The organism is Paenibacillus sp. LHD-117 (assembly GCF_030929555.1).
Classification (GTDB): Bacteria; Bacillota; Bacilli; order Paenibacillales; family Paenibacillaceae; genus Pristimantibacillus.
Map to the genome: position 1 here is coordinate 211,245 of NZ_JAVFVT010000004.1, position 26,037 is coordinate 237,281.

Sequence of the window (26,037 nt, forward strand, 5' to 3'; positions counted from 1 at the left end):
TGTCGGCTTTGTACAACTCCTCATTTGTAGTACTATGTATACGAGCCCTTCCCCGTTTTAGACCAGTTTTGTCCACAAAATCATGAGGGGGTACAAAGAAGATGAGCAATCCGGAATTGTATAGCCTGAATAGCCGCAAAGTCGCGGAAGCAACCGAGGAATGGCTGGCGAAAAGAGGCGTGACGAAGCCGGAAATCGCCGAGCTCGTGCATTTCCTGCAGAAGGATTATTTCCCCGAGCTGACCATTGATGAATGTATCGTCCATGTCGATGCGGTATTGTCGAAGCGCGAGGTGCAGAACGCTGTTTTGACCGGCATCCAGCTGGATATGTTGGCCGAGGAAGGCAAGCTGCTCGCTCCGCTGCAAGAGATGATCAAACATGACGAAGGCCTGTACGGCTGCGATGAAATATTGGCTTTATCGATCGTCAATGTGTACGGCAGCATCGGATTTACGAACTTCGGGTATATCGACAAGTTGAAGCCCGGTATCCTGGTTCGTCTGAACAGCAAGTCGGACGGGGAGATCCACACGTTCCTCGACGACATCGTCGGCGCGATCGCGGCATCGGCCGCCAGCCGAATCGCCCACCGCAAGCAAGCGGAGCGCGAAGGGGCAACGACGCCTCCTCTGGACTAAACCGATCCAAAATAAAAAGCGGAGTTCGCCTCCGTGCCTCGCAGGCACGCGGCGATTCCGCTTTTTTTTATTACGACATCACTTGCAGCAGAGGTTTGTTCGGCAAGTAGTGGAGCGAACGGACGAACCTGACCGTTCTCGTTTTGGCCCTCATGACGATGGAATGGGTCTCCGCGCGTTCGTCCGGGAAGTAACGGACGCCGCCGAGGAATTCGCCGGGCGTGACTCCCGTCGCCGCGAAAATGACGTCCTCCGTGCCCACCATATCCTCCATCGTCAGCACCTTGTACGGCTCCGCGATGCCCATGGCGATGCAGCGGTCGTATTCCGCAGCGTCGGCCGGCATTAGCCTCGCTTGCAGCTCGCCCCCCAGGCACTTCAGCGCCGCTGCGGCCAGCACCCCTTCGGGCGCTCCGCCCGAGCCAACGTACAGATCGATGCCCGCTTCCGGGAACGCCGGAGCCATCGCCCCCGCCACATCGCCGTCGGATAAAAATTTAATGCGGACGCCGACCTTCCTGAGCACCTTGACGATAGACTCGTGGCGCGTACGGTCGAGGATCATGACCGTGAGGTCGGATACCTTCTTGTTCAACGCTTCGGCCGCTTTGCGCAGCGTCGTCTCCATCGGATCCGTGATATTCAGCTTGCCGACGAGCAAAGGCCCGTAAGCCAGCTTCTCCATATACATGTCCGGCGCGTGCAGCAGCTGTCCCTTGCCCGCGACCGCGATGACGGACAACGCGTTGTTCAACCCTTTCGCAACAATCTCGGTTCCCTCCAGCGGGTCGACCGCGACGTCTACCTCGGGTCCGTTCAAGCTGCCCACTTCCTCGCCGATGTATAACATGGGCGCCTCGTCCATCTCGCCTTCGCCGATGACGACCGTGCCCCGAATGGACACGGAATCGAACATCGACCGCATCGCGGCCGTCGCGGCTCCGTCCGCGCCGTTTTTGTCCCCTCTGCCCATCCATGGCGCCGATGCCAAAGCCGCCAGTTCCGTTACCCGTACAATCTCAAGCGCCAATTCTCTCTCCATTCCGCTCTCTCCCCGTTTCAGCTCTTATCGTCTTCTCAAAGCTTATGCGAATTAATACTCCTGATCGTTATTTATTATGTAACATATATTTTAATGTGACGCAATATATAAGCGTGTATTTTCATTAAAACATCATTTTTATTATGTAGAATCGGTGAGAGATTGAAGTCGATGGGATCGACTTCGCCGGGGGGACTCGCTAAACGAAAAACAGCCCCCCTGAAAGAACAGGGTGAGGCTGCTTTCGATTGCCATTCATTAACTCGCGTAAATTTCGACCTCGAAGAGCGATGGTCCGTATGGCGGGAATCCTTTGTCGGTGATCCGGATGCGGACGTAACGCCCGGTTGCCGGCTCGTCGAGCATAATCGTTTCTTTGTACGGGGAAGTCAATTCCCGGTTAGCCGAATAAACGGTTTCCCATTCCCCGCTATTGGCGCCAACATCGCTGCCGGCCGCGGCGGTTTGAATCTCGAACGTCTTGCCGTAGGCTCGTTCCCACGTTAACGCCAATCGGGAAAACGACTGCTCGCTGCCGAGATCGATGTAGATCCATTCCTCCGCGAACGAAGTCGTCTGATTCTGGCTCCAGTTCGCCTCCCACCGTGAGCCCACATCGCCATCCGTCAAATTCGACAGAAGAAACGGTGCATTGAAGCTGGACACGAAGGCGGACTTGCCAAGCGCCAAATTCTCGGAACCGGGATCCGTGCCGGGGTCCGTCCCCGGATCGGTGCCGCCGCCGCTTACCGGCATGCCGTATGCTTCGAACTCCCAAAGCGAGTATCCCCACGGCGTTCCGCGCACGGTTCCGTACATGCGCAGATGTCTCGCTTCTTGGCCGCCCAGCGCGATCTCGTCCAGCCCTCCGTTGCCGTTTGCCTCAGTAAACAAATCGGTCCAGTCGTCCTCGCCCGGAACGGCCGCCGTCGACGCTTGCAGCTTATAGGCCTTGGCGAAGGCGCCCTCCCATTGCAGAACGACGGCATCCAGCGCGTATACGCCGCCGAGGTCGATCGCGAGCCATTGCGGGTCGGCGCCCGCCGCGGATTCCCAGCGCGTTCCGGCATTGCCGTCGAATGCCCGCGCCGCGGCTCCCGCCTCGCCTGCCGAGCTGGAGGCGCTTGCGCCCGAGTCGCGGCCGAGCGCGATGTTCGCCGCCGCTGTGAGCACCTTTTGCCGGACTTCGTTCACGCCGTAGCCCTGCGCTTCGATGGCGATGGTATACGTACCGATCGCGGGGAACAGCTCCGCCGCAAGCGTCGCTTTGCCCGCTTCGATCGCGACTTGGTCTTGCGGAGCCTCGACGCCGTTCACGTACACGCTAGTCACCGCGGCGCGCCATTCGGCGTTGTCCGCGAACGTCAGCGTGATCGGCTGCCCGATTTTGTTGTCCGTGGCATCGGACGCGAGCACGGGAGGCGATTTCACTTCCTTGATCGATACGTTGTCGAGGAAGACGGTATGCTCCGCGTCCGGCGTCGTCAGGGCGCCGCTGACGATGTTGCCAAGCAGGAATTTCAGCGTCAGTTTTACGTTGCCCGCCGGTCGGAGCGTCGTCTTGTGCACGTCCGCCAGGTTTGTCGTCAAGTCGTACGTAACCGATTGGTTGTTGTTGTAGCCGCCAAGCTCCGCGACGATCGGCCGGTTCGCCGTCGCCCAAGCGTTAAAACGCAGTTCGTATGTCTTGCCGGCTTCCAGCATAATGCCGGACTGGTTGAATTGCGTCGACCAGCCGATCGGAACGTTCCAGGTCGGATGCATGCCGCCGTGCCAATGGATGACGGCTTTGGCGACGCCGTTCTCTGCCGTTACCGTGGAGTCGCCGCCTTCGCCCTCCCAGATTTCCCAGCTCGATAACCCTTGCGCCATGCCGCCGTTCAGCACCAGATTGCCGTCGCCCGCCAGCATCTGCTGCCGAACGGTCACATCGGCGTAGCCGGCTGCCGCAATCGCGATCTCGTACATGCCTTCTTCGCCAAACGCGCTTGCCAAGATCGTCAGTGCACCGTTAGACGCCTCGTAAAGTCCCGCATCAATCTTTCCGCCGTTTACCAATATCTCCGTGATCGCTTCCGCCCAACCCGCTGCCGGGGAATAAGGCAACACTACGTCTTCTCCGATCCGGTTATCCGCCCTGTCCGCCATTACCGTTGCCGGTTGCAAAAGCGGCGCGTATTGCACCTCCAGCTTTACGTTATCGATCCATACATCGTGCGCTCCTGCGGGGCTGTTTGGCGTTTTGCCCATCATGAACTTGAGCGCCACATTCTCGTCCAGCGGCATGCGGAACGCGAATTCGAAGCGAGACGTCTCCGGCGAAAGGCCGAGCGAACCCGAAAAGAACCGGCGAACGTACGAGGCGTTCTCGAGCGAAACTTCGATGTCGCGGCTCACGCTGGCTCCCGCGTCGAATGAAAGGATGTAAGTCAAGCCGCCCTCCAGCTGCAGACCGGACTGATTGAGCATCACGTTCCAACCGGCAGATCCGACATTGGAGATGCCGATCCGTCCCGTACCGTCCGCATCGCCGAACGTCGCCGCTCCGCCTTGCGTGAACGGCTCCCAGCCGTTCAGGCCAAAATGGAAATCCCCGTTGCGGATCGGATACAGTTCCACGCCCGTGAAGTCGACGTTGCGGTTGGACATGCGGATCAGCTTCATGTTGTCGAGGTAAACGTCCGCATCCGAGCCCCCGAGGCCGATTTCCAGTATCGCTTCCCGATCCGTCACGCCAGCCGGCATATCGAACGAAGCAACATCCAACGTGTTCCGTTCTGTGCTCAATTGTACGGCGAACGGACCCGCGTAAAGCGTACCGTCCTTGCCCTTCAGCCATACGGTGATATCGCGCGCGGCATCGGTCCAAGCGTCCAGCGTCAGCTTATAGGAATCGGTTTGGAGCAGCTGAATCCCTTTTTGCCTCAGCACGATGTCCGAGGCGGCCGTTCCGCCGCTTGCGATCTCCGCCGTCAAAAACCGCTCCGCGGGATCGACTCCAAGTTCGGCCGATGCCGCACCGGACGTCGCGGCGCTCCAATATTTCATCCGATCCATCGTGCCGAGATCAAACGATCCGTTATAAACATGGTTGCCCCCGTCCAGCGGCTCCTTCGGATCGTCCGGCGAGCTCACCATGTCGATCTCTTCGACGCGGACATTGCCGATCCAGACATCGTTTGTGTTTTGCCCGACGTTGAACTCGAGGCGAGCGGCAGCGTTCGTGTCTCCCGTCATTTGGAACCGGAACGCGTAGGATCGGAATTCCTCGGTCAATCCCGCATCGAAGTTATCGGAGTAGATCGCCCAGTTGCTGCTGGCATCGCCGCCAAACTTGATGCTGATGTTACGATCCGCCGAAGCTTTGGCATCAAACGTCAGCTTATACGACTTGCCCTTCACGAGCGTCAAATATTGAATGAGCTGCAGCGCGTAATTCGCGTTGCCTCCCGCCGTCAAGTCCAGCTTCGCGAAGGCGGTCTCGCCGATTTCCTCGACGCTGGCCGTGCCCGAGCCGGCGAACTGGTTGTCATGGAGAAAGTTCCAAAAGGTCGGGTTCATGTCCGGCGTCGCGTCGGTCACGCTCGTAATGCCTTGCCCGTAATCGGCGTCATGAATAAAGCTGCCGTCGATCGCTGGTTTCCCGCCATCCGGGAATTCGTCTTCCTCGAACTGCGGTTCGACCGGCTCCATATACGATCTGCCCGTTAATTCATACACGCGGACGTAATCGACTTCCATCGACGCCGGAAACGCGTTCGGATCCGGCAGGCGTCCGCCGTCGTAGTTGCCTCCGACCGCGAGGTTCATAATGATATAAAATTCCTTGTCGAACGGAGCCGGGTAAGCGTATTTGTCCGGCTGCCCCGCTCCCCAGCTATGCCAATCGTTGATCGTCTGATACAGATTGCCGTCGACGTACCATCTGATCTCGCCAGGCTCCCACTCCACGGAATACGTATGGAAGCCGGTAAAATCCTCGCCCTCCGGGAATACGTAATGCGAGCCCGTCGCTTTGTTGTTGGGACTGTTCTTGCCGTAATGGATCGTGCCGTCGACCGTGCCCGGCAGGCGGCCCCTGGCTTCCATGATGTCGATTTCGCCGGAGGAAGCCCAGCCTCCGTATTCGGAATCCTTCGGCATGAGCCAGAACGCCGGCCATAACCCTTGACCTCCGGGCAGCTTCATGCGTGCTTCGAATTTGCCGTACCTTTTGCCGAACGTCGGCGACGTCCAGAGCCTGCCGGACGTGTACGTCTTGCCGCCGTACGACTCCGGCTTCGCTTCGAAGAACAAGCTGCCCCCGTCGACCTTCACGTTTTCCTTCTTATAATATTGCAGCTCGTTGTTGCCCCAGCTGTCCAGGCCGTATTGCGAGCCGGTTCCGAGCTGATACCCCCATTTGTTCAAATCGATGCCGTTGCCGTCCAGGTTATCGCCAGTGCCGTCGAACTCGTCGTTCCAGACGAGCGTCCACATTTCTTCGGCCAGAAGCTCTTGCGAGACGGACGCAGGTTCGAAGCCCGTCGCTTTGACCGTAACTTCGTACGCTCCCGCTTCGCCAAACGCCTCGGCATCCAGCGTCAGCTTGCCAGCGGACGCAGCATAATCCGATGCGCTCAACGCGGTTCCGTTCACAAGCACCGCGTTAATCGCGCCGCGCCAAGCGGAAGAGTCCGCGAACGTCAGCTCCAGCGCCTCGCCGACCACGTTGCCCGTCACGTCGGGCGATAGCGCTGGAGGATTCGGCAATCGGATATCGTTGCCGGAGCGAGCCTTCTCTCCGGCCGCTTCCTTGGCCCCTTTCAGCTCGAATCTCACGTTGTCGACGAAAATATCGTGGTCGGCCGTCGCGTCCTGGCCCGCCATCTTGCCGAAGAGGAATTTCAGGCTCGCCGTGTCGTCCGCGGCTATCGTAAATTCGTAATTGTACGATTGCGTAAAATCCTCCAGCCGCACGGACTGGTTGAGATAGCGGAAATAGGCCGCGTTCTCCGCCGTCAGATCGATCATTCGAGGCAGCGTGGAACGCGCGTCGAACGACACGATATACGTTTTGTTCTTCTTCAGCTCCACAGCGTCCTGCGAGACAACAATGTCCCATGGATGATTGCCGGCATGCATCACGGCTGCGCGCAGCGCCCCGTTGGCGCCCGTCACGGTTGCCGCGGAAGGGCCGTCGTAGACGCCCTGGACATGGGTGTTCCAGCCGGCCAGCCCTTGGTCGAAATAGCCGTTGGCCGCCAAAAACGTCTTTTCCCTTGCGCCTTTCAGTTCGACCTTCACGTTATCGACGAAGACGTCGTGCGCGCCGATCGCGGCTGTGTCCGTCAGTTTGCCGAGCAGCATCTTGAAGGAAGCCGTCGCGTCCGCTTGCACCGGCAATTCATACGTAAACGTCTGCCATTGATTCGTCAGCGAGACTCGCTTCGACAGAAGCCGGGTGTTGCCGTAATCGATGACCCATTCCGCTTCGCGGTTAACCGACGAACGCGCATCCGCCGATACGACATACGTCTGTCCGGCTTTGAGCCCAAAATCGGTCTGCATCAGCATGACGTCCCAAGCGTTGTTGCCGGTGCTCGACACGTAAGCCTTCATGGCCTCGTCCTGCACGGAGAACGACGTTGCTTGGTCCCACCCGTCGTAACGCCCCTGTACATGCTCGCTCCAATGCTGCTTGCCGTTTGAGAAATCGCCGTTCTTGAGCGGGAATTGATCGCCCAGCGGAAGTTCGCCGACATTGTTGTTCGTCAGCCTGACGAGCTTCACGTCATCCATCGTCACGCCCATTCCCGATCCTCCGAACAGCAGGCTCAGTACGGCATTCCGGTCCGTCTCTCCGTTCATCCGGAGGTCGACCGTATAGGTTGCCATGCCACCTGCTTGTAGTGCCGCCTGCCCTTGCGCGTGCAACATCCCGTCCAGTGAGGTCAGCGCGACGTCCACCGTTCTCGCCGCGGAAGCTTTCGCCCGGAAAGTCAATCGATAATCGTTGCCTTTAATTAGCTCGATTCCGCGTTGGCGGAGCGCGATATCGTCCGCCGCGCTGCCCGGTCGCAAAACTTGTAGCGACAGCTCCCGCTCGTTCGGATCGACCGAGACATCGGCTTCGGCGCCGCTCGCCTTCTCCAATTGCCAATACGTAAACCGGCTCATGTAGCCGAGATCGAAACCGCCGTTATAGACATGGTTGCCGTCCGCCAGCGGCGCCTTAGAGTCGTTCTCCTTGTAAGGGTCGACTGCCGACGTCTCCTCCAGCTTCACGCTGCCGATCCAGACCGGGTTCGTGCCGAGGCCCATATTAAATTCCAGCCGTGCGAGCGTATCCGTATCCGCCTTCATTTGGAAAGTCATCTCATAGGACTGAGCGGTATCGCTCAGCCTCGCTTCCAGACTGTCGGAATAAACCGACCATCCTCGGCTCTCCCCGCCGCCGAGCTTCACGGTCATCGTCCGGTTCGCGTTCGACTTCGCGTCGAACGACAGCTTATACCATCTGCCCTTCCCAAGCGAGACGTTCTGAATGAGCTGCACCGAATGGGCCGCATTGCCGCCGTTCGTAATTTCGGTCTTGGCGTACGGCAACCCGTCCAGCTCCTCCACTTCGACGGACGCGGTCCCGCCGAACGTACTCACGCGCACGAAGTTCCAGTACGATTCGTTCAAGGGATCGCTGGGCTCCACGACATCGGTAAACGGCTCTTCGAATCCTGGATCATAAACGAAATTGCTGTCCACCGGCTCTTTGTAGCCGGGCGGATAGGGCTCCGCCGATACTTGCGGCTCCGAAGGCTCGCTATACTTCCAGCCGTCCGGTTCGTAGACGCGAATGTAATCGACAAGCATCTGTGCCGGCAAGTCGCTGCCGGCCGGCTTGCGGCCGCCGTCGTAATTGCCTCCGATCGCGAGGTTCAGGATCATGTAGAACGGCTTGTCGAACGGAGCCGGGTAAGCGTATTTCGCCGGTTGGTCCGCACCCCAGCTATCCCAGTCGTTCAGCGTCTGATAAAGATTCCCGTCAACATACCAGCGAATCTCTCCCGGCTCCCACTCGACCCCGTACGTATGGAATCCCGTGATGTCCTGCCCTTCGGGAAAGTGGTACTCGTCGCCCGTCGACTTATTACTCGGCCAATTCCGGCCGTAATGGATCGTTCCGCCGACTTCTTCCGGCAGGCGGCCTCTCGCTTCCATGATGTCGAGCTCGCCGGAAGCCGCCCATGTGCCATACTCGCTTTCCTTCGGCATCATCCAGAACGCCGGCCAGAAGCCTTCACCCACCGGAAGCTGCATCCGTGCTTCAAACTTGCCGTAGGCCTGGCTGAACGTCGGTTCCGTGAACAGACGGCCGGATGTGTACGGCTTCCCTTCATGCGTTTCCTTCTTCGCGGTGATCGCGAGCATGCCGGCGTCGACGCGAATGTTCTCGGAACGGTAATATTGCTCTTCGTTGTTGCCCCAGCCGTCCAAGCCGTATTGCGAGCCGGTTCCGAGCTGATACCCCCATTTGTCCAAATCGACGCCGTTGCCGTCCAGGTTATCGCCGGAGCGGTCGAACTCGTCATTCCACACGAGCTTCCAATCCTTCGCCGGATTGGATGTCGGATTCGCCGTTGGGCTTGCCGTTGGAGGTGCCGTTGGGTTCGCCGTCGGCCCCGTCGTCGGATTCGTTGTTGAAGCCGGCGTCGGCGTCGGGCTCGGCGCGCTCGTTGCGCTGCCTTCCGCGATTCTCGCGCCCGCCTCGTTCACGATATCGCCGATTGTGCCGCCGTTGTCGCGAAGCTCGCTTCCCTCCGCGCCTTCGAGGAAGGACAACGTTTCCACGGTCGCGTCCTCATCCACTTCGATGATCGCTTCGGTCTCCACGTCCACCGAACCCGCGTTCGAGCCCGGGCCGATCACGACGCGAACGGGCCCTTCATTTTTGTTCACGAGAATCCCGCCCGCGGACGTTTCGTTTAAGTGGACGCTGTGCACGCCACCGCCGCCGACGAACAGCATGCCCCCGATCTTCGTCCCTTCGAAAAAAGCGTCGCCTTCGCCAATGCCCGGCGCCAAGTAGACGTTGTTGCCGATCACGGAATCGACGAAACGGACTCCGCTCGTCTGAACGAGAACGTTGCCGTCAAAGGCTGCGTCCCTGATCTCCCCCGCCGATCCGATGATCTCGCCGGCCAGCGCGGCAATTAAAGCAACCGCCTCCATTCGCGTCACCGACCGTTGCGGCCGAAGCGTGCCGTCGGGATAGCCGTTCATGTAACCCCCGTCGATAAGCCGGGACATCGGCGCCGCCGCGTATCCCTGCACGGAGGACGCGTCGGCGAACGAAGCGATGCCCGATCCGGAAGGAGACGGGGCCGAGGCTAAGCCGAATGCCGAATCCAGAACCTTCGCCGCGTCCTGCCTGCGAATCGGCTCGTTCGGCCGGAAGTCGCCACCCGGATAACCGGACAGCACGCCGGCCGCAGCCGCGTTCGCTACGGAAGCCGCATACCAGGCTTCGCTCGGCACATCGTTAAACGCCTCAGCTTCATCGCCTCCATACCTGAACAGCGTATCCAGCAGCTTCGCGAACTGCGCTCTCGTGACCGGTTCGTTCGGCCGCAGCGTACCGTCGGGATAACCGGACAGAAGCCCTTTCGCGATCCACGCGTCCATCAGTTCCTCGCCCCACGCTTTGGCGGCTCCGTTCTCTTGTTTCGCGCCGCCGCTCCGCTCCAGCGATGCGGGAGCCGCCGCCGCGTAGGACGGCAGCATGCCGACGAGCAAGGCGAGTATCAATAATCCGCACATGACTTTTTTTCGCATTCCCATCTTTTTCATCATACCCCTCAAATCTGTCGTTTTTTTATCGCGCATTTAATTGTTAACGCTTTCACGGGCATAGGAAAAGCGGCCCGCCTCTTGGAGTCCAGTAGAGAAACGCAAAGGTGGCAGGCCGCTTTGAAGTGTGAATCGCAATTCCGTTGTTATTTCGCTTTATCGTACCATTCGTTTACTTCTTTCGTAATTTGTTCACCGCCCGATTTGTTCCAGTTCTCGACCATCGTGTCGAACGAATCAAGCGGTTGCTGGCCGTAAATGATTTTGCTGAACGTCTCGTTAAGCAGCTTGTTAAGAAGTTCGTTTTTGCTTTGCATCGTTTCGGTCAGAGGACCCATGTAGTAGTTTTTCATGCGGATGTCCTTCTGGTCCATGACGACGACCATAGCGTCCGTATTTTCCTTCGTACGCGTATTGAACTCTTGTTTCTCGTACGGCGTTTCGGCAGCCGCTCCGCTTGCGAGCTTCACATGCGTTTCGGCGTACAGGGACGGAATGCGCGCGCCTTCGTACGTCAGCGAGTAGAAGAGCGGAGGTGCCGCTTTGTCCTTCAAGCCCGGGAACAGCTCCGGATATTTTGCGATATCCGCTGTCAGGCTGCCGTCCGGCAGCAGAGCGTAATCGTAGCCTTCCGCGAAGCCGTTCGCGAATTCGCCATCCGGCTGCGGGTTCGCCGTATTCTCGAAGAACCAGTTGTAGTAGTGAAGCACAGCTTCAGGGTTTTTGGCGTCCTTGTTAATGAACAGGTAGCCGTTGGACGGCGGGTTGCCGCCCGCGGAGCCGATCTTGCCGTCGTTGCCGGCCGGAACCGGGTATGCCTTGAAGGTTGCGCCCGGAACGTTCTTCTGCAGATCCGGGAATGGCCATGCCGGCAGCCAGTTCGGTCCGAACATAATGCCCGCTTCGCCTTTCGTGAACAGCTCGGAGCCGGCCACTTCGTCGTACAGTGCGGAATCCTGCGAAATGTAACCTTTGTCCATCCATTCCTTTAGCTTGGCAAGCGCGTCCTTCGCGACAGGATTCACGGAGCCGTGCTCCAGCTTGCCTTCCGCGTTCAGGTTCCACTGTCCGGGCATCGTGCCGTAGGCGCCGAAGACGAAGCCGATGTCCGTCATCCAGTTCGAGAAGCCGTTCTTGAAGGCCGTCGCCAGACCGATCGTATCCTTATTGCCGTCTTTGTCCGGGTCGCCGTTCACGAACGCGTCCATGACCGTTTCCATCTCCGCCAGGTTCGTCGGCGCTTTTAGGCCAACGTTATCAAGCCAGTCTTGACGAACCCACATGACATGATCGCCGTTATAGGCGTAATCGAGTATCGGCAAAGCCATCTTCTCGCCGTCTCGAGTGATCGGAAGCCAGATCGAGGGATCAAGCTCAAGACCAGTCTTGTACGTTTCGTTCGCGTACTTGTCCACCAGCTCGCCTACGGGCATGAACTGGCCGGAGTCGATCAGCATATTGACCGTTTCCAGGTCGCCGCGGTAAGCGACGACGTCCGGCATCTTCTCCCCGGAGGAGAGCATCAGGCGAAGCTTCGTCTTGTAGGCGTCATTCGTGTTCGTGACGACCCAATCGTATTTGATCTCGATGCCGAGGCGCTCCTTGATCGTGTGGGTCAAGATGTTGTCTTCGATCGACTCGCCTTCCTTGAAGATCGCCCCGTTCTCGTTCAGTCCCCATACGGTCGTCAGCGTGATCGGCGTCTCGTATTTGCCGTTGACGAAGCCGCCTTCGCCGCCGGCGTTCGAGCTTGCCGGAGCTTCGGTGCTCGAACCGCCGTTATTCGTCGACGCTCCGTTGTTGCCGCCGCTATTATTGCCCGAACAAGCCGCGATGGAAGCGGCGCAAGTCAGTACGAGCAGCGTGGATAGCCATTTCTTGTTCTTCATACTGCAACCCCCTGTAAGTTAAATAATGTTATAAATAACGATAATTTCTATACCGTTATAATCTAATCATAATGCCGCTTTCAGCACCTTGAAAGACCACTTTTTTGTCATTGATGCCATTTTGTCGCCTATTCTTTGACCGCGCCCAAAATAATGCCTTTGACGAAATAACGCTGAAGGAAAGGGTAAACGAGCAGGATCGGAAGCGTGCCGATAAAAATTTGGGCTGCCTTCACAGTCCGCTGCGAAATGTTTTGGAGCTCGGATACGTCAACGCTGATTTTATTAAAATCCTGCTGCACGATAATGGTTTGCAGGAACGTCGATAACGGATATTTGCGATAATCGGAAATATACAACAATCCATCAAACCAGGAATTCCAGTGCATGACCATCGTAAACAACGAAATCGTCGCGATCGCCGGCATCGAGATGGGCAAATAAATGCTCCATAACGTACGGAAGTGGCCGGCTCCGTCAATGAGCGACGCTTCCTCCAGCTCTTTCGGCACCGCACGGAAAAAGTTCATGAGCAGCACCATGTTGAAAACGTTGATCGCGAGCGGCAGCACGAGCGCCCAGATGGAGTTCATCAGATCCAGGTTCCGGATAAGCATGTACGACGGCACGATTCCGCCGCTGAACAGCATCGTAAACAAGAAGAACCAGACGTAATACGTACGGCTGTTGAAGCCGCGGCCGTCCTTCGACAGCGCGTACGCCGCGAGCAGCATAAGCGCCATGCCGACCGCCGTGCCGAGCACGGTCCTCTGCACGCCCATCAGAAGCGCGTTATGGAAGTTGTCGTTGTTCAACGTTTTCGTGTACGCGTCCAGATTGAAGCCGATCGGCCACAGCCCGACGAGGTTCGAGTTCGCCGGCGCGCTCGCGCTGAAGCTGACGGCCAGAATATGGACGAGCGGCAGTACGCAGGTGATGCAGATCAGACCGAGAAGCACATAGTTGAACGCCGAGAACGTCTTGTAGCCGGCAGATTTATGATACATGTTCTTTCACCCTCTTTGTGAGAAATCTTCTATCGAGGCCTACTCAGGATGAGCGACCGCGTCTATTGTGGTTAAAAAATTCGGTAACCCGCGTATTTGTAAGCCATTCGGTAAGAGAACACGATTAAAATGAGGCCGATCAAAGACTTGAACAACCCGACTGCCGTGCCGAAGCTATACTGTCCATTTAGAATTGCCGTTCGGTATACGAAGGTATCGATAATGTCGCCCTTGTCGTACACGAGCGAGTTGTACAGATTGAAGATCTGATCGAAGCCGCCGTTCAGTATATTGCCGAGCGACAAGGTGCCGACAACGACCGCGATCGGAACCATCGCCGGTACCGTGATGTGAATCGTTTGTTTCCAACGGTTCGCGCCGTCGACCTCCGCGGCTTCGTACAAGGCTGGATTGACGCCCGCCAGCGCGGCCAGAAACACGATCGTGTTGAAGCCGAAATTTTGCCAGATGTCGCTGACCACGACCGTGAACCGGAACCAATCGCCGTCGCCCAGCCAGAAGACCGATTCGAGCCCCATCGCGCTCAGCGTCGTGTTCACGATGCCTTTGCTTCCGAGCATGTCCGTCAGAATCGCGCCGAGAATGACCCACGAGATAAAGTGCGGAAGATAGACGAGCGTCTGCACCACCCGTTTGAAAAACATTTTCCGAATCTCGTTGAGCAGCACCGCGAACACGAACGGAACGATGAGGCCGAATACGATTTTTAAACTCGAAATAATAAGCGTGTTCCAGATGACTTGTTTGCTGTCCGGGTATTCGAACATGAAGCGGAAATGTTCCAAACCGATAAATTTCGAGCCGAACATCCCGTCATACGGTTTGAAATCCTGGAATGCCATCACTAGGCCGCCCATCGGCACGTAGGCGAAAATTAACGTGACGATCGCTGCCGGCAGCAGCATGAGATGCAAAGGCCAAGTGCGACTCAGCTTCTCTCTCGCCCGCTCCTGCTGTACGCTTCGTTTCCCCCGTTTGTTCGTCTGCAGCGGTTCGTTCATCGCACTTTCCACTGAATTGCCCCCTTCCAAAAATATGGATTGTTTTTTCTCCACTCTCCTGTATGATTTATTCTATCAGCCCGATCTTCCGTGCTATAGGCCACGATTTTTAGAAGGATGCCCTTTTTTTGAGATGATGTTCAAAAAGTCCACTTTTGATTACGAAGTAAACCAGGAAGCTAATTCGGCATCGAATATTGAACTCAACCGAAACTAAGCGAATGCTTACGAAGTATGTTTCCTCCGGAAACATTGCAGGTGCTCACGTAGCTGCCACTACGCTCCGCTCCTCGGTTTCTAGTTTCATTCAATCTTCTTCAGCGTTTTTGAAAAAAACGCAGCTTCGGAAGCATACGCTCTTGTACTGAAAACCGAACTTTTTGAACTTTAATTAAATTTTCGACCTGAGAGGTATTGTCCATGCGATTAAGAGAAAATACGTTTGCCAAAATCATCATCCTGATCGTCCTCTTATTGATTCCGATCATACTCTTGTATACGCTTTCAACTCGGACGAGCATGAACGTTATCAAGGACGAGATGCAGTCGCTCAAGCAGAAGGACATTACCTATCTTGCGGACGAGATCGACCGCAGCGTTAAGACCCTCTCTTCGCTCGGCTTCCTGCTCAGCGAGGATATCCATATTCAGCAGCTGCAGACGCTTCATCTGATCGACAGCGCGTACGAGCGCAACGACGAGCGCTTGCGCATCATGGAGCGGCTCCGCCTGCTGAACGTTTCCCAGCGTTGGGACACGCAGTACAGCATCCTGGCGCCGGAGAACGAACAGTTCGTGTCAACGAACAAGTATTTGAAATACGATCTGGACTCGGTGAAGAAGCTGCTCGCTCCGAAGTGGAAGTACGAGGAGATGACGATCCAGAATTTGAAGCAAATGCGGTTCGTCCGCCATATCGTGAAACCTGCAAGCAAGCTGGCGAATATCGACAAGGCCGGCATTATCGTAGAGATTTCGTTCCCCGACGAGCATATCGTCAAAGATTTGGACGCGTTCAAGCAGACGGGAAAGGGCGATCCGTTCCTGATAAACGCGGACGGCGGGACCCTTCTGAACCAAAGCTCTGACGCGGCGATGGTCGCCAGCATCGGCGGCCTTCTGCGCTCGGAGGAAATCTCGCTTGACGCCGGCAACGAGATCGTGAAGATCGGGGGCAGCGAATTTCTTGTCACGATCGCGCCGATCCGGATGCTGGACTGGTATCTCGTCGATTACATGCCGCTCGAGGACGTCATGCAGCCGATCGTCAAAACGCAAATCCTGTTCTACGGCTCGGTCATCCTTCTGCTTGCGATGAGCCTTCTGGCTGCGTACTTGCTGTACCGCAACGTGCAGCGTCCGATCGGGCTGCTCATCCGCAACGTCAAGCGTCTGCAGGAAGGCAATTACTCGACGCGGATCAACGTCAATCCGAAGAACGAGTTCGGGTACTTGTTCCAGCGGTTCAACGACATGGCCGCGGAGACCGAACGGCTCATCGGCAAGGTATACGTCGAGGAGCTTAGGCGCAGGGAAGCGAACGTTAAGCAGCTGCAGTCCCAGATCAACCCGCATTTCCTGTACAATTGTTTCGCGCTTATTCGCAGCCTCGCCCGGCTCGATAAGAAAGATTCTGTCATGAAGCTCTCCATGCATTTGTCCAAATATTACAGATATACGACGCGCGTCGAGAAGCTGACCGCGACGCTTCGCGAAGAGCTTCAGCTGCTGGAGAGCTACCTCGAAATCCAACGATTTCATATCCAGCATATGGCCTACCGGATCGATGTCCCGGACGGGATGCTGGAGCTTGAAGTTCCTCGCTTGCTTCTGCAGCCGGTCGTCGAGAATGCCGTCTTGCACGGCATCGAGCAATACGACGGCGACGGCCTGATCGTGATAACCGGCATCGCCTCGGCCGAATGGAACGAGATCATCGTCGAGGACAACGGAATCGGCATGTCGGAGGAAGCGCTGCGCAAGCTGGAGCTTGCGATCGTGGAGACACCGGACGACACGACCGGCTGCGCGCTGTGGAACATCAGGCAGCGCATGCTGTTCCAGTTTGGAGAGGGCGCGTCGCTGGCCTTCCGCTTGCGGCCGAACGGCGGCGTCGCCGTTCATCTGAAGTGGCCTGCGGGGACGAGCGGATAAAACATTTGACAACCGAGAGAGAACATTTCCAGAGGGAGTGAAAAACGATGTACCAATTGTTAATTGTGGACGATCAGCCGGATTTGGTGGAGGACCTCGCGACGATGCTTCCCTGGGAGAGCATCGGGATCGGAGCCGTCTTCCAGGCCGGCTCCGGAACGGAAGCGCTTGACGTCATGAAGGAGACGCCGATCGATATCGTCATTTCGGATATTCGCATGCCGGGCCTGTCGGGCCTCGATCTGATCGAGACGATCCGCGCGACCTGGAGCCACGTGAAATGTATTCTTTTGTCCGGCTACAACGACTTCGAATACGCGCAGCGCGCGCTGAAGAGCCAGGCCAGCGACTATCTGCTCAAGCCGGTCGAGGACGAGGAGCTGCTGCAAGCCGTCCGGTCTGCCATTGCCGCGCTCGAAAGCCGCTGGCTGGAGGTCAGCTCCCATCAGGGCGCGATCGCGACGCTCAAGGATAATCTCCCCATCGTGCGGAGCCACTTGCTCGCCGCGCTGCTCAAGGGGAGGCGCTACTACGGCGCCGAATGGGAGAAGAAGCTCGGCATGCTGCACCTCGCGCTTCCGGCAGAGTCTCCGATGAGCATGATGCTGCTGCGGATGGAGGATTATTTCGCAAGCCAGAACGAAACCGACAGCTCCCTCTTCCAATACGCGATCTGCAACATCGCCGAGGAAATTTTCGCGGACGGCTTTAAGCTGTGGAATATGATGGACGATTACGGGTATTGCGTGTTTCTCATCCTGCCGAGCGACGGATGCTCGCGTCTCGAGATGACGGTTATCGAGCAGAAAATGTCGCACTTGCAGCATTATGTCAAGCTCTACCTCAAAGGCACGATATCGCTGGCGGCGAGCAAACAAGTCCGTTTCCCGGACGACATCGCGGTCATCTACGAACAGCTGCTGGGCAGCTTCCGCCAGCGGATCGGCGGAGAACGAGACTTTTTCTACACGCTCGCCGAAGAGAACGGATCGTCCGAAGCCAGCTCCCTATCCCAGCTCTATCAGCCGCCGCTCCTTCATCACCTGCTGGAAGCCGGGCAATGGGAGGCGACGGAAACGAAGCTTGAGGCGATTTTCGCCGAGCTGGAGCAGAAGTGGGGAGACAGCCACGAGCATATTCTGGAGACGTACTACTCCGTCGTCAGCTCGCTCAGCTACTCGATTCACAAAAATAAACTGTGGATGGCCGACATCATGGGCGCCGAATTTAATCAACTGCTCGGCGGCCCTCACTTCCATACGATCCGGCAACTTAAGGAGTGGACGGCGGAGGTCGTCGGCTCGTACCGGGGCAACGTCGCGGGACGGGCGCAGGATTCGCGTTCTGGCATTATCAAGAAAGTGCAGGAATACGCCTCCTCTCGTCTAGATACGGCCTCGCTTCAGTCGATCGCCGAGAATGTATACCTAAACCCTTCGTACCTGTCCAAAGTGTACAAGCTCGAGACGGGCGAAGGGATCAGCGATTATTTGTCCCGGCTCAAAATGGAAAAAGCCGCCCATATGCTGCGATCCTCGCAAGAAAAAATTTACGAGATCGCGGCCATGGTCGGCTATCAGAAAACGAGCTATTTTATCAAGGTGTTCAAGGAGCGTTACGGCGTCACGCCGCAAGAATTCAGGGATTCATGACGTGCAAACGATCGTACGGTCCCCACGCGGCGGGAGTTCCCGCTGTGCTGCCTTATTCGCGTCCGTTGCGTACGCCGACCGTAACGATCTCGTAAGGTTCGGCCTTCCGAACGGCGACGCCGTCAGAATCCGCGATAACAAGGTCTTCGCCAGAACGGCGTTCCAAAATATCGCTGACATAGGCTTCGGCGGCTCCTTCGGGGAGCCGTATCCGCAGTTCGTCACGGCGGGCTCCCATGTTAAACCATCTCAGCATGAGATCGCCGGAATCCTCCGCGATCTTCATCGAAGCGAAAGCCAGCTCGTCGCCCGTCCACGAGAGCATCGCCGCGCGGGGCTGCAGCCTGCCCGACTGAATGCCGGTCTGCGCGGTTTGCCATTCCGTCTGCGTCTGATAAGCGCGCGCGTACGCCTCGAAGCGGCCGCGCTCGCCGTCGTGAGGCAGCAGCGTCATTTGGAAACGATATTCGCCTAGACACTGCGCTTCCGGCGTCGGGAAGACGCCCCAATCGCCCAGCTCGCCGACGGCGCGCAGCAGCGTAACGGCGATCGTACCACGACCGTCGCGAAGCAGCTCGTATTCGTTCAGGCCCAGATTGGCTACGGTCAAGCCCGCCCGTTCCTCGCTAACGTCAACGAAAGCCTGCTGATGCTGGCCGTTGCTCGGATTCCGCCATTCGGCCGTAGGCTGGTTATCCCGCCTCGCCGCTTCGAAGACGGAGTCCGCGTAGTGGTGCGAAGCCGCCAGATCGGTCGGGAACAGCGCACGCACGCGGTGATCCTTGGCTTGGTTGTCGAAAGTAACGTCGATGCCGACGCCGCGGCTGCCGCGCTCCAGACTGACCACGGCGCGAATCGCAAGCTTGACCGTGCGCTCCTTCGTCCTTCCGCCTCGGCGTTCCGGGAAGTACACGGCTTCCCGTTTCTCCCGCTCGAACGTTTCGTCCCCCTCTGCAGGGATCTCCAGCTCATGCAGGATTTCCAGAGACGCGCGGAACGCGTTGTTCTCCAGAACCGTCACGGCTGCCGGCTTGCCTTGCGTCGTGATCGCTTTCTCTCCCTCCGGCTGCCTGAACATGTATTCGTTGCCGATGTCGCCGGCATCCTCGAAGACGAGCAGATCGCGGTATGTCCGGCCGCTCGCCGCGTCCGAGACGCTCAGGCTGCCGTCCCCGGCGATCTCAATCCGCAGCAGGCCGTTGTCTAGCACCCGCTCACCCGAGACGATCGGCGCTGCTTCTTCCGAGACGCCTGCATCGCCGGCAGTCCCGCGCACCCAGGCGAACGTCCGCCAACCGAGCGCCGGCACCGAAGCCGCTTGGAACGTCAGCTTCACTCTCCGGCTCATATACGGCTGGCGGAAACGGTCGTCCGGAAGGTCGTAGCCGAATTGCAAGCCAAGATCCTCGATCTCGCAAGCCACCGGTTCACCCAGCTCGTTCACGAGCGTTCTTCCGTCGAGGCTGACCGCCTCCATGCGCGCGTTGATCTCGGGGAGCGGAACGCCATCGCGGAAGTAAAGGCGGCTGACGTCCAGCTCCGCGGCGACTACGCCGGTGCGTTCCCAGCCGCTCGTGTTGAACACGGCGACGGGAAGCGCATCCTCCCCATGCGTCGCGAAGACGCTCGTATCGACGTTCGAGACGATCGTCCGCAAGCTGTCGTCCGCGATCGACTCCGCCACATGGCGGCTCTTATCGAACCGCGCGACCATCTCCCGATGCACTTCGTCGACGCTGCAGCCGCAGATGCTGTCGTGCGGATGATTCTGCATGAGCGTCTTCCATGCGTACACGAACAAATGATGCGGATACGGCTTGCCGAGCAGATGCGCCATGGCGGCAAGCGGCTCGGCCGTCCGTTCCAGCAGCGACTGTCCCCGCTGGTTCATCTGCTTCAGGTAGACGCGGGCGGATGCCGTGTTCACGAGGGTCGACCAGCCGTCGGTGCGTTGGCTGCGCAGCTCGCCTTTCACGACGGACAGCTCGCTCGACAGCGACGAACGCACGGCTGCCAAATAATCGTCGAAGTTGGAATGGACAAAGTCGACGTCGGGGAACAGCTTCTTCGCCGTCTCGATCGCTAGCGGGAGGTCGGTCTGTATCGGCTGATGGTCGCAGCCGTTCATGTAGAGCAGCTCGCCTGTCGAAGCATACCGCTCGGCATCCGCCAGCTTGCCCGTCCAATAAGCGCGAGCCGCTTCCTCGTCCGTCGGTACTTCGTTGCCGTTGCTGTACCAGTTCGCGAACAGAATGCCGAGTACCCGGGAGCCGTCGGGACCTTCCCAGAGCAGCTCCGAGAACGACGATTCGTATTCGGAGTCAGCCACGGTGTTGTTGAATCCCGTCGGCTTCACGCCGCGCCCGAAAAACGCGTTGTCGATGCCGGCTTGCCTCATGAGCTGCGGAGCCTGGCCGACAATGCCGAACGTATCGGGGAAGTAGCCGATCTTCGAAACCGTGCCGTACGGCTTCGCGTCCCGGTGGCCGATCTGCATATTGCGCACGTTGGCTTCGGAGCTGGTCAGGAACGCGTCCTGCAGAATGTACCATGGCCCGATGCCGATCCGGCCTTGGCGAATGAGCGATTCCAGCTCTTCCTTTCGTTCCGGCCTCACCTGCAGGTAATCCTCCAGAATGATCGTTTGCCCGTCCAGGAAAAATTGTTTGTACCCGGGATCCTTCGCCATCGTATCGAGCAGCGTATCCACAAGGCTGATCAGCCTTACGTGGTGTTTCTCGTAAGGCAAATACCATTCCCGATCCCAGTGGGTGTGGGAGATGATATGCGCCGTTTTTTGGGTATTCACGATGATGCCGCTCATAACAATCCTTCTTTCATCGCTTTATAAACAAGCTGCGAGAACAGACTGTTCGACCACGCGAACCAGCTGCGCGTGAAGACGGCCGGATCGTCGGCATGGAACCCTTCGTGCATGTAGCCGGTATCCGCGTCCGTCGCTTCCAGCAGGGCGATCATCGCCAGCTTCTCTTCGGCCGTCTCCGCGGTCAGCCCTTGCATGGACAATGCCATATGCCAGATGTAGCCTTCCGGCGTATGCGGGCTGCCGATGCCGCTCGCGGCTTTGCCCTCGAAGTAAAACGGGTTTTCCTTGCTCAGCGCGAAACGGCGCGTATTGCGGTAGATCGGATCGTCCGCCGCAGCGTATCCGAGATACGGAATCGACATCAACCCCGGCGTTCCCGCATCGTCCATGAGGCAGTAGTTGCCGAACCCGTCCGTCTCGTAGGCATAGATCGGCCCGAATTCCGGGTGGCGGTAGATGCCGTACAATCGGATGCCGTGATCGACCTCCTCTTCCAGCGCCTTCAGTTCCGCAAGCATCGCCATGTCGCGGAACACCCACTCGGCGAACTCCTGCATCTGCCGCAGGGCGACCACGGCGAACATGTTGGCCGGTATGTTGTAATGGAAGTCGCAGGCGTCATCGCTGGAACGGAAGCCGGACCAGATCATGCCCGTATAATTGACCGGCATGCCCATTCCGCCGCCCCGCAGCGAATCGGTCGGAATGCCGTTATTCCGCGTGAACCGGTACGGCGACGATTCGGCATGGCGCTGCTCCGTCTTCCACAGCTCGAGAATCGTGCGCAGCATCGCCTTGAACCCGCTGTCGAAGATGTCCGTCAGCCCGGTTTCCTTCCAGTACACGTACGTGAGACGGATCGTGAAGCAGGCCGAATCCAGCTCGAACTTGCGTTCCCAAACCCACGGCCCCATCTCCGTGACGTCCGTCGTGTTCCAATGCCAGTCGTTCGCCGATTCGTTGAACGCGTTGGCGTAAGGATCGATGGCGATGTATTGCACATGGCGCTTGATCAGCCCGCCGATGACGCGCTGCAGATCGGGATCGTCTTTGGCGAGCGGGACGTAATGGATCACTTGCTCGACGGAGTCGCGCAGCCAGCATGCCGGAATATCCCCGGTGATGACGAAGGTCGTCCCGTCATCCATCAGCTTCGTCGTCGTTTCGAGCGTATTCGGGAAGCAGTTCAGAAATTGTTTGAGCAGCTTCGGGCGGTGGGCCAGCTTCTCCCTCGCCTCGGCGAGCACCTCTTGCACCGCTTCGGGCAGCGGCAGCCGCGGCATCGGTATTTTCGGAAGTCGGAATTGTTCCATGTCTACTTATTCCTCCAGTTGTCGTAAGTGTTCGGGCAAGCCCGGTCTCCGGCCTTATTCTTTTACGGCGCCGATCGTGAGGCCCTGGATGAAGTAGCGCTGGAAGAACGGATACGCGAACACGATCGGACCCGTCGCCAGCACGACCATCGCCATTCGGGAAGTATCCTGCGGCATATCCTGCAGGACGCCCATATTGATCGACGTATTTTGCGAGTTTTGCAAAATGAACTGCATGCTGTTCTCGATCCGCATCAGCATCGACTGCAGCGGCACCAGATGAGGTTCGTCGATATACAGCAGCGCGTTGAACCAGTCGTTCCAATAGCCGAGCGTATTAAAAAGCGCGATCGTGGCGATGCCGGGAAGAGACAGCGGCAGCACGAGCCGGAAAAAGATGCCGAACTCGCCCGCGCCGTCGATTTTGCCGGATTCGATAATGGCTCCCGGCACCATCGTCGCGAAGAACGTTCGCATGATCATGATGTAAAAGGCGTTGACGAGCAGCGGCATCACAAGCGCCCAGATGGAGTTTTTGAGCCCGAGCAGCTGGGTCGCCACAATGTAGGTCGGCACGAGACCGCCATTAAACAACATCGTGAAAAACGCGTAAAACGCGAAGAAATTGCGGTATTTGAACGACTTGCGCGAGATGGCGTACGCGAACAGGGTCGTGATGACCAAGCTGATCAGCGTGCCGACGACCGTAATTAAGATCGTTACGCCATAGGAACGCAGCAGTTGGTCGCCGGTTTGGAACACGTACTTATAAGCCTCCAGGCTGAGCTTCTCCGGAAACACGCTGTAGCCGTTCATGGCGAGCGTGCTTTCGTCCGTGAAGGAAATAATCGTCACGAACAGGAACGGAAACACGCACAGGAACGCGATAATTCCCGCGACCGCGTTAAAGGCGATATTCCAACCCGCCGTCAGCCTCTGGAAGTCGCGAGGTTGTTTGTTTGCTTTAATCACATCGATTGCTCCTCTCCACTTAGAATAATGCGTTGTCCTTGTCGAAGCGGCGTACGATGTAATTCGACGTGATGACCAGGATGAAGCCGATCAGCGATTGGTAAAGTCCCGCCGCGGTGCTCATGCCGATCTCTCCCGTCGCCTTCAGGCCGCGGTACACGTAAGTGTCGATGACGTTCGTCGCCGAATAAAGCGGACCAGAATCCCTCGGCACCTGATAGAACAAACCGAAGTCCGCATAGAAAATTTTGCCGATGGCAAGCAGCGTCAAAATGATGATGAGCGGCTTCAGCATCGGGATCGTGACATTGCGGATTTGCTGCCACTTGTTCGCGCCGTCGATCATCGCCGCCTCGTACAGGGAGCGGTCGATGCCCATAATCGCGGCCAAGTACACGACGCTGCTATACCCGACCGACTTCCACAGGAATACCACGACGAGTATGAACGGCCACCAGGTTGGGTCGGAATACCAGTTCACGGGATCCACTCCGAAGTTCGCCAGCACCCTGTTGAGCACGCCGCGGTCGACGCTCAGGAAGCTGAACACAAAGTAGCCGACGATGATCCACGACAGGAAATAGGGAAGAAACATGCCCGTTTGATACACTTTCGCCAGCCGTTTGTTCGCGATTTCGGATAAGACGATCGCGAGGCCGACCGACAGGATCAAACCGATGACGATAAAGAAGACGTTGTACAAAACGGTGTTTCTCGTAATAATGTAAGCGTCGTTCGTGCTGAACAGAAACTTGAAGTTGAGCAGTCCCACCCATTCGCTGTTCACGATGCTGGCCCAGAAGCCGTCGCGGCTAACCCGGTATTGCTTGAAGGCGATCACGAGTCCGGCCATAGGCAAATAGGAGAAAAAGAGAAACCAGAGCGACGCCGGCAGCACCATCATCAGCATCGCCTTGTTGCGGTTCATATCCTTGAAGAAGCGTCCGATAGCTCCCATGTCCATCCACTCCTTGTCTAGAGAAAAATGTGATCCGCGCAGCGTGGAAAGAAGGACGAATGTTCACCATTCGTCCCTTCCTCCAACGATTCGCGTATTATTGCGCCGCTTTCCACTCGTCGACTTGACGCTGCATTTCGGCCAATACTTTGTCCAGTCCCGCCGCTTTGAATTTCTCGATCGCTTTCGGCAGATGCTCGTCCGGGTTCACCGTACCCGTCATAAGCGCGGACCAGTATTCTTCCTTCACGTTCGATACGGCGGCAAGCTCGGTCGTCACGTTCGTCGGATCGAAGTTGAATCCGAGCAGCGGAGCTTCTTTGCCTTGCTCGTTAAACGTTTTGAATTCCTCCCATTTGTTCTCGGGATCGGTAGGGTTCAGATAAGTCAGCATCACGTTGCCGAGCGAGAACGTCGGCATGTCGTAGTTTTTGGCTTCGTCCAGGTTCTCCATTACGTTGTCGCCCGTTTTCTTGAAGTGAACGCCTTCGATGCCGGAATCCACCATATTGCGAAGCACCGGGTCGGTGTTCAGCAGATTCAGGAATTCCATAGCTTTCTCCGGATATTCGGAGTTTGCGGAGATCGCCTGCATCGAACCCATAACCGACCAGTTGTAAATGAGCGAGTCGCTCTGCGGCGTCGATACGACCGGATATCCGTAGCTTTGCGACCAGAGGTTGTCCGCGAACGGCTGAGTCGTCGCTTTGTCCGTGAACCATTTGCCCGTCGTCTGCAGATCGGTCAGCGATTCCAGCGTCGCGGCTTCCGTCGGCACGTAGCCGGCTTTGTAATACTTGTGCATCGTTGCCAGCGCCTGCTTCATCTCCGGCGTTTCCAGCACGTTGACGACTTTGAAGTCGGTCGTGTCCAGCTTCACCGCGAAAGGCATGTTTTCGATAATGAAGTCGTACGGAATGTATGGCTTAAAGTTTTTGTCGACCGCAAGCGCCGCGGTGCCCGGCTCGTTTTCTTTGATCTTCTTCAGCAGCGGCTCCAAGCTTTCAAGCGAATATACCTCGTCGATGCTGAGGCCGTGTTTGTCGAGCAGGTCCTTGTTGAAACGCCACACCTCTTGGGCCGGAAGCTCCTTGTTGGCAGGGACGCCGTAGTTTTTGCCGTCGACCTTGGATCCTTCGAGGAACGCCGGATCCAGCGTCTCTTTAATGCCTTTGCCGTATTCGTCCAGCAGGCTGCCGATTTCCAGGAAGGCGCCTTTACGCGCGTTCTGAACATAATCGAACGCCCACGACGAGGTGAACATGATGTCCATCGGTTCGCCCGAAGCCGTCATGACCTGCAGCTTCTGGGTATAATCGCCCCAGTCGATCATGTTCATTTTGACCGTAACCCCGATTTTCTCCTTGGTATATTTGCTAACCTCCGCCATAACGCGGTCAACGTCCTTTTGCGGCGTTCCGATCGTATACCAGATCAGCTCGACTGGTTTCTCGGATTCGCTAGCGCTTTCATTTCCTCCGCTTTTTCCGCATGCGCCAAGGATCAGCGACACCGCCAGGATCAGCGCGGCGAGCGGCAGCATTGTTTTTCTCGATTTCCCCATTTTCATTTCCTCCCTATGCTTGTTCGTGTCGTCCGGCCGCAAGGCCTACTACAACAGTAGCTCATGAAAACAGTTACAAATAGGCGACTTATTAAACCTATCGTCTCCAAACTAAACCTGACTGTTGCATTTTTTGCACGATCGCGGCAAAAAAAAAAATGCCCCAAGCC

Annotated in this window: 13 protein-coding genes; 3 read left to right on the forward strand and 10 right to left on the reverse strand. The window is 57.4% G+C overall.

What is annotated here, in order from left to right:
- Positions 1-101 precede the first annotated feature (101 nt).
- Complete coding sequence (locus tag RB620_RS04605; protein ID WP_308092362.1) at positions 102-641, forward strand: phosphatidylglycerophosphatase A family protein; 540 nt, start codon at positions 102-104, stop codon at positions 639-641.
- A gap of 70 nt (positions 642-711) precedes the next feature.
- On the opposite strand, the gene glpX is transcribed toward RB620_RS04605, so the two are convergent.
- The 5 genes from glpX to RB620_RS04630 form a co-directional block, all read right to left on the reverse strand.
- On the reverse strand, positions 712-1,683 hold the full coding sequence (gene glpX, locus RB620_RS04610) for a class II fructose-bisphosphatase (RefSeq protein ID WP_308092363.1): 972 nt from the start codon (positions 1,681-1,683) through the stop codon (positions 712-714).
- 258 nt (positions 1,684-1,941) lie between these two features.
- Entirely contained in the window at positions 1,942-10,500 is an 8,559-nt protein-coding gene (locus RB620_RS04615) for a carbohydrate binding domain-containing protein (protein WP_308092364.1), read from the reverse strand.
- A gap of 155 nt (positions 10,501-10,655) precedes the next feature.
- On the reverse strand, positions 10,656-12,398 hold the full coding sequence (locus RB620_RS04620) for an extracellular solute-binding protein (RefSeq protein ID WP_308092365.1): 1,743 nt from the start codon (positions 12,396-12,398) through the stop codon (positions 10,656-10,658).
- A gap of 128 nt (positions 12,399-12,526) precedes the next feature.
- Entirely contained in the window at positions 12,527-13,405 is an 879-nt protein-coding gene (locus tag RB620_RS04625; RefSeq protein WP_308092366.1) for a carbohydrate ABC transporter permease, read from the reverse strand.
- A 71-nt stretch (positions 13,406-13,476) separates the two neighbouring features.
- The gene (locus RB620_RS04630; protein ID WP_308092388.1) at positions 13,477-14,331 is read right to left on the reverse strand and encodes an ABC transporter permease; all 855 of its coding nucleotides are present in this window, start codon (positions 14,329-14,331) and stop codon (positions 13,477-13,479) included.
- A gap of 516 nt (positions 14,332-14,847) precedes the next feature.
- Between RB620_RS04630 and RB620_RS04635 the strand changes: the two genes are divergently transcribed.
- Both RB620_RS04635 and RB620_RS04640 read left to right on the forward strand, forming a co-directional pair.
- Positions 14,848-16,581 (forward strand): sensor histidine kinase, encoded by a 1,734-nt coding sequence (locus RB620_RS04635; protein WP_308092367.1) that lies wholly within the window; start codon positions 14,848-14,850, stop codon positions 16,579-16,581.
- Between the two features lie 47 nt (positions 16,582-16,628).
- Positions 16,629-18,233 (forward strand): response regulator transcription factor, encoded by a 1,605-nt coding sequence (locus RB620_RS04640; protein ID WP_308092369.1) that lies wholly within the window; start codon positions 16,629-16,631, stop codon positions 18,231-18,233.
- Positions 18,234-18,285: 52 nt separating this feature from the next.
- On the opposite strand, the gene RB620_RS04645 is transcribed toward RB620_RS04640, so the two are convergent.
- From RB620_RS04645 to RB620_RS04665, 5 genes are all read right to left on the reverse strand, one after another.
- Positions 18,286-21,057, reverse strand: coding sequence for an alpha-mannosidase (locus RB620_RS04645; protein ID WP_308092370.1), 2,772 nt, complete (start codon positions 21,055-21,057; stop codon positions 18,286-18,288).
- Entirely contained in the window at positions 21,054-22,373 is a 1,320-nt protein-coding gene (locus RB620_RS04650; protein WP_308092371.1) for a glycoside hydrolase family 125 protein, read from the reverse strand. Before RB620_RS04650 ends, RB620_RS04645 begins: the two co-directional genes overlap by 4 nt.
- Positions 22,374-22,427: 54 nt before the next feature.
- On the reverse strand, positions 22,428-23,345 hold the full coding sequence (locus RB620_RS04655) for a carbohydrate ABC transporter permease (RefSeq protein WP_308092372.1): 918 nt from the start codon (positions 23,343-23,345) through the stop codon (positions 22,428-22,430).
- A 19-nt stretch (positions 23,346-23,364) separates the two neighbouring features.
- Entirely contained in the window at positions 23,365-24,303 is a 939-nt protein-coding gene (locus RB620_RS04660; RefSeq protein WP_308092373.1) for an ABC transporter permease, read from the reverse strand.
- A 97-nt stretch (positions 24,304-24,400) separates the two neighbouring features.
- A complete protein-coding gene (locus RB620_RS04665) occupies positions 24,401-25,867 on the reverse strand; it encodes an ABC transporter substrate-binding protein (RefSeq protein WP_308092374.1) in 1,467 nt (488 codons plus the stop codon).
- Between the last annotated feature and the right edge of the window lie 170 nt (positions 25,868-26,037).

Coding starts and splice junctions, on each gene's coding strand:
- RB620_RS04605 (WP_308092362.1), top strand. CDS start 102: ATGAGCAATCCGGAATTGTATAGCCTGAATAGCCGCAAAGTCGCGGAA.
- glpX (WP_308092363.1), bottom strand. CDS start 1,683: ATGGAGAGAGAATTGGCGCTTGAGATTGTACGGGTAACGGAACTGGCG.
- RB620_RS04615 (WP_308092364.1), bottom strand. CDS start 10,500: ATGGGAATGCGAAAAAAAGTCATGTGCGGATTATTGATACTCGCCTTG.
- RB620_RS04620 (WP_308092365.1), bottom strand. CDS start 12,398: ATGAAGAACAAGAAATGGCTATCCACGCTGCTCGTACTGACTTGCGCC.
- RB620_RS04625 (WP_308092366.1), bottom strand. CDS start 13,405: ATGTATCATAAATCTGCCGGCTACAAGACGTTCTCGGCGTTCAACTAT.
- RB620_RS04630 (WP_308092388.1), bottom strand. CDS start 14,331: ATGCTGCTGCCGGCAGCGATCGTCACGTTAATTTTCGCCTACGTGCCG.
- RB620_RS04635 (WP_308092367.1), top strand. CDS start 14,848: ATGCGATTAAGAGAAAATACGTTTGCCAAAATCATCATCCTGATCGTC.
- RB620_RS04640 (WP_308092369.1), top strand. CDS start 16,629: ATGTACCAATTGTTAATTGTGGACGATCAGCCGGATTTGGTGGAGGAC.
- RB620_RS04645 (WP_308092370.1), bottom strand. CDS start 21,057: ATGAGCGGCATCATCGTGAATACCCAAAAAACGGCGCATATCATCTCC.
- RB620_RS04650 (WP_308092371.1), bottom strand. CDS start 22,373: ATGGAACAATTCCGACTTCCGAAAATACCGATGCCGCGGCTGCCGCTG.
- RB620_RS04660 (WP_308092373.1), bottom strand. CDS start 24,303: ATGGGAGCTATCGGACGCTTCTTCAAGGATATGAACCGCAACAAGGCG.
- RB620_RS04665 (WP_308092374.1), bottom strand. CDS start 25,867: ATGGGGAAATCGAGAAAAACAATGCTGCCGCTCGCCGCGCTGATCCTG.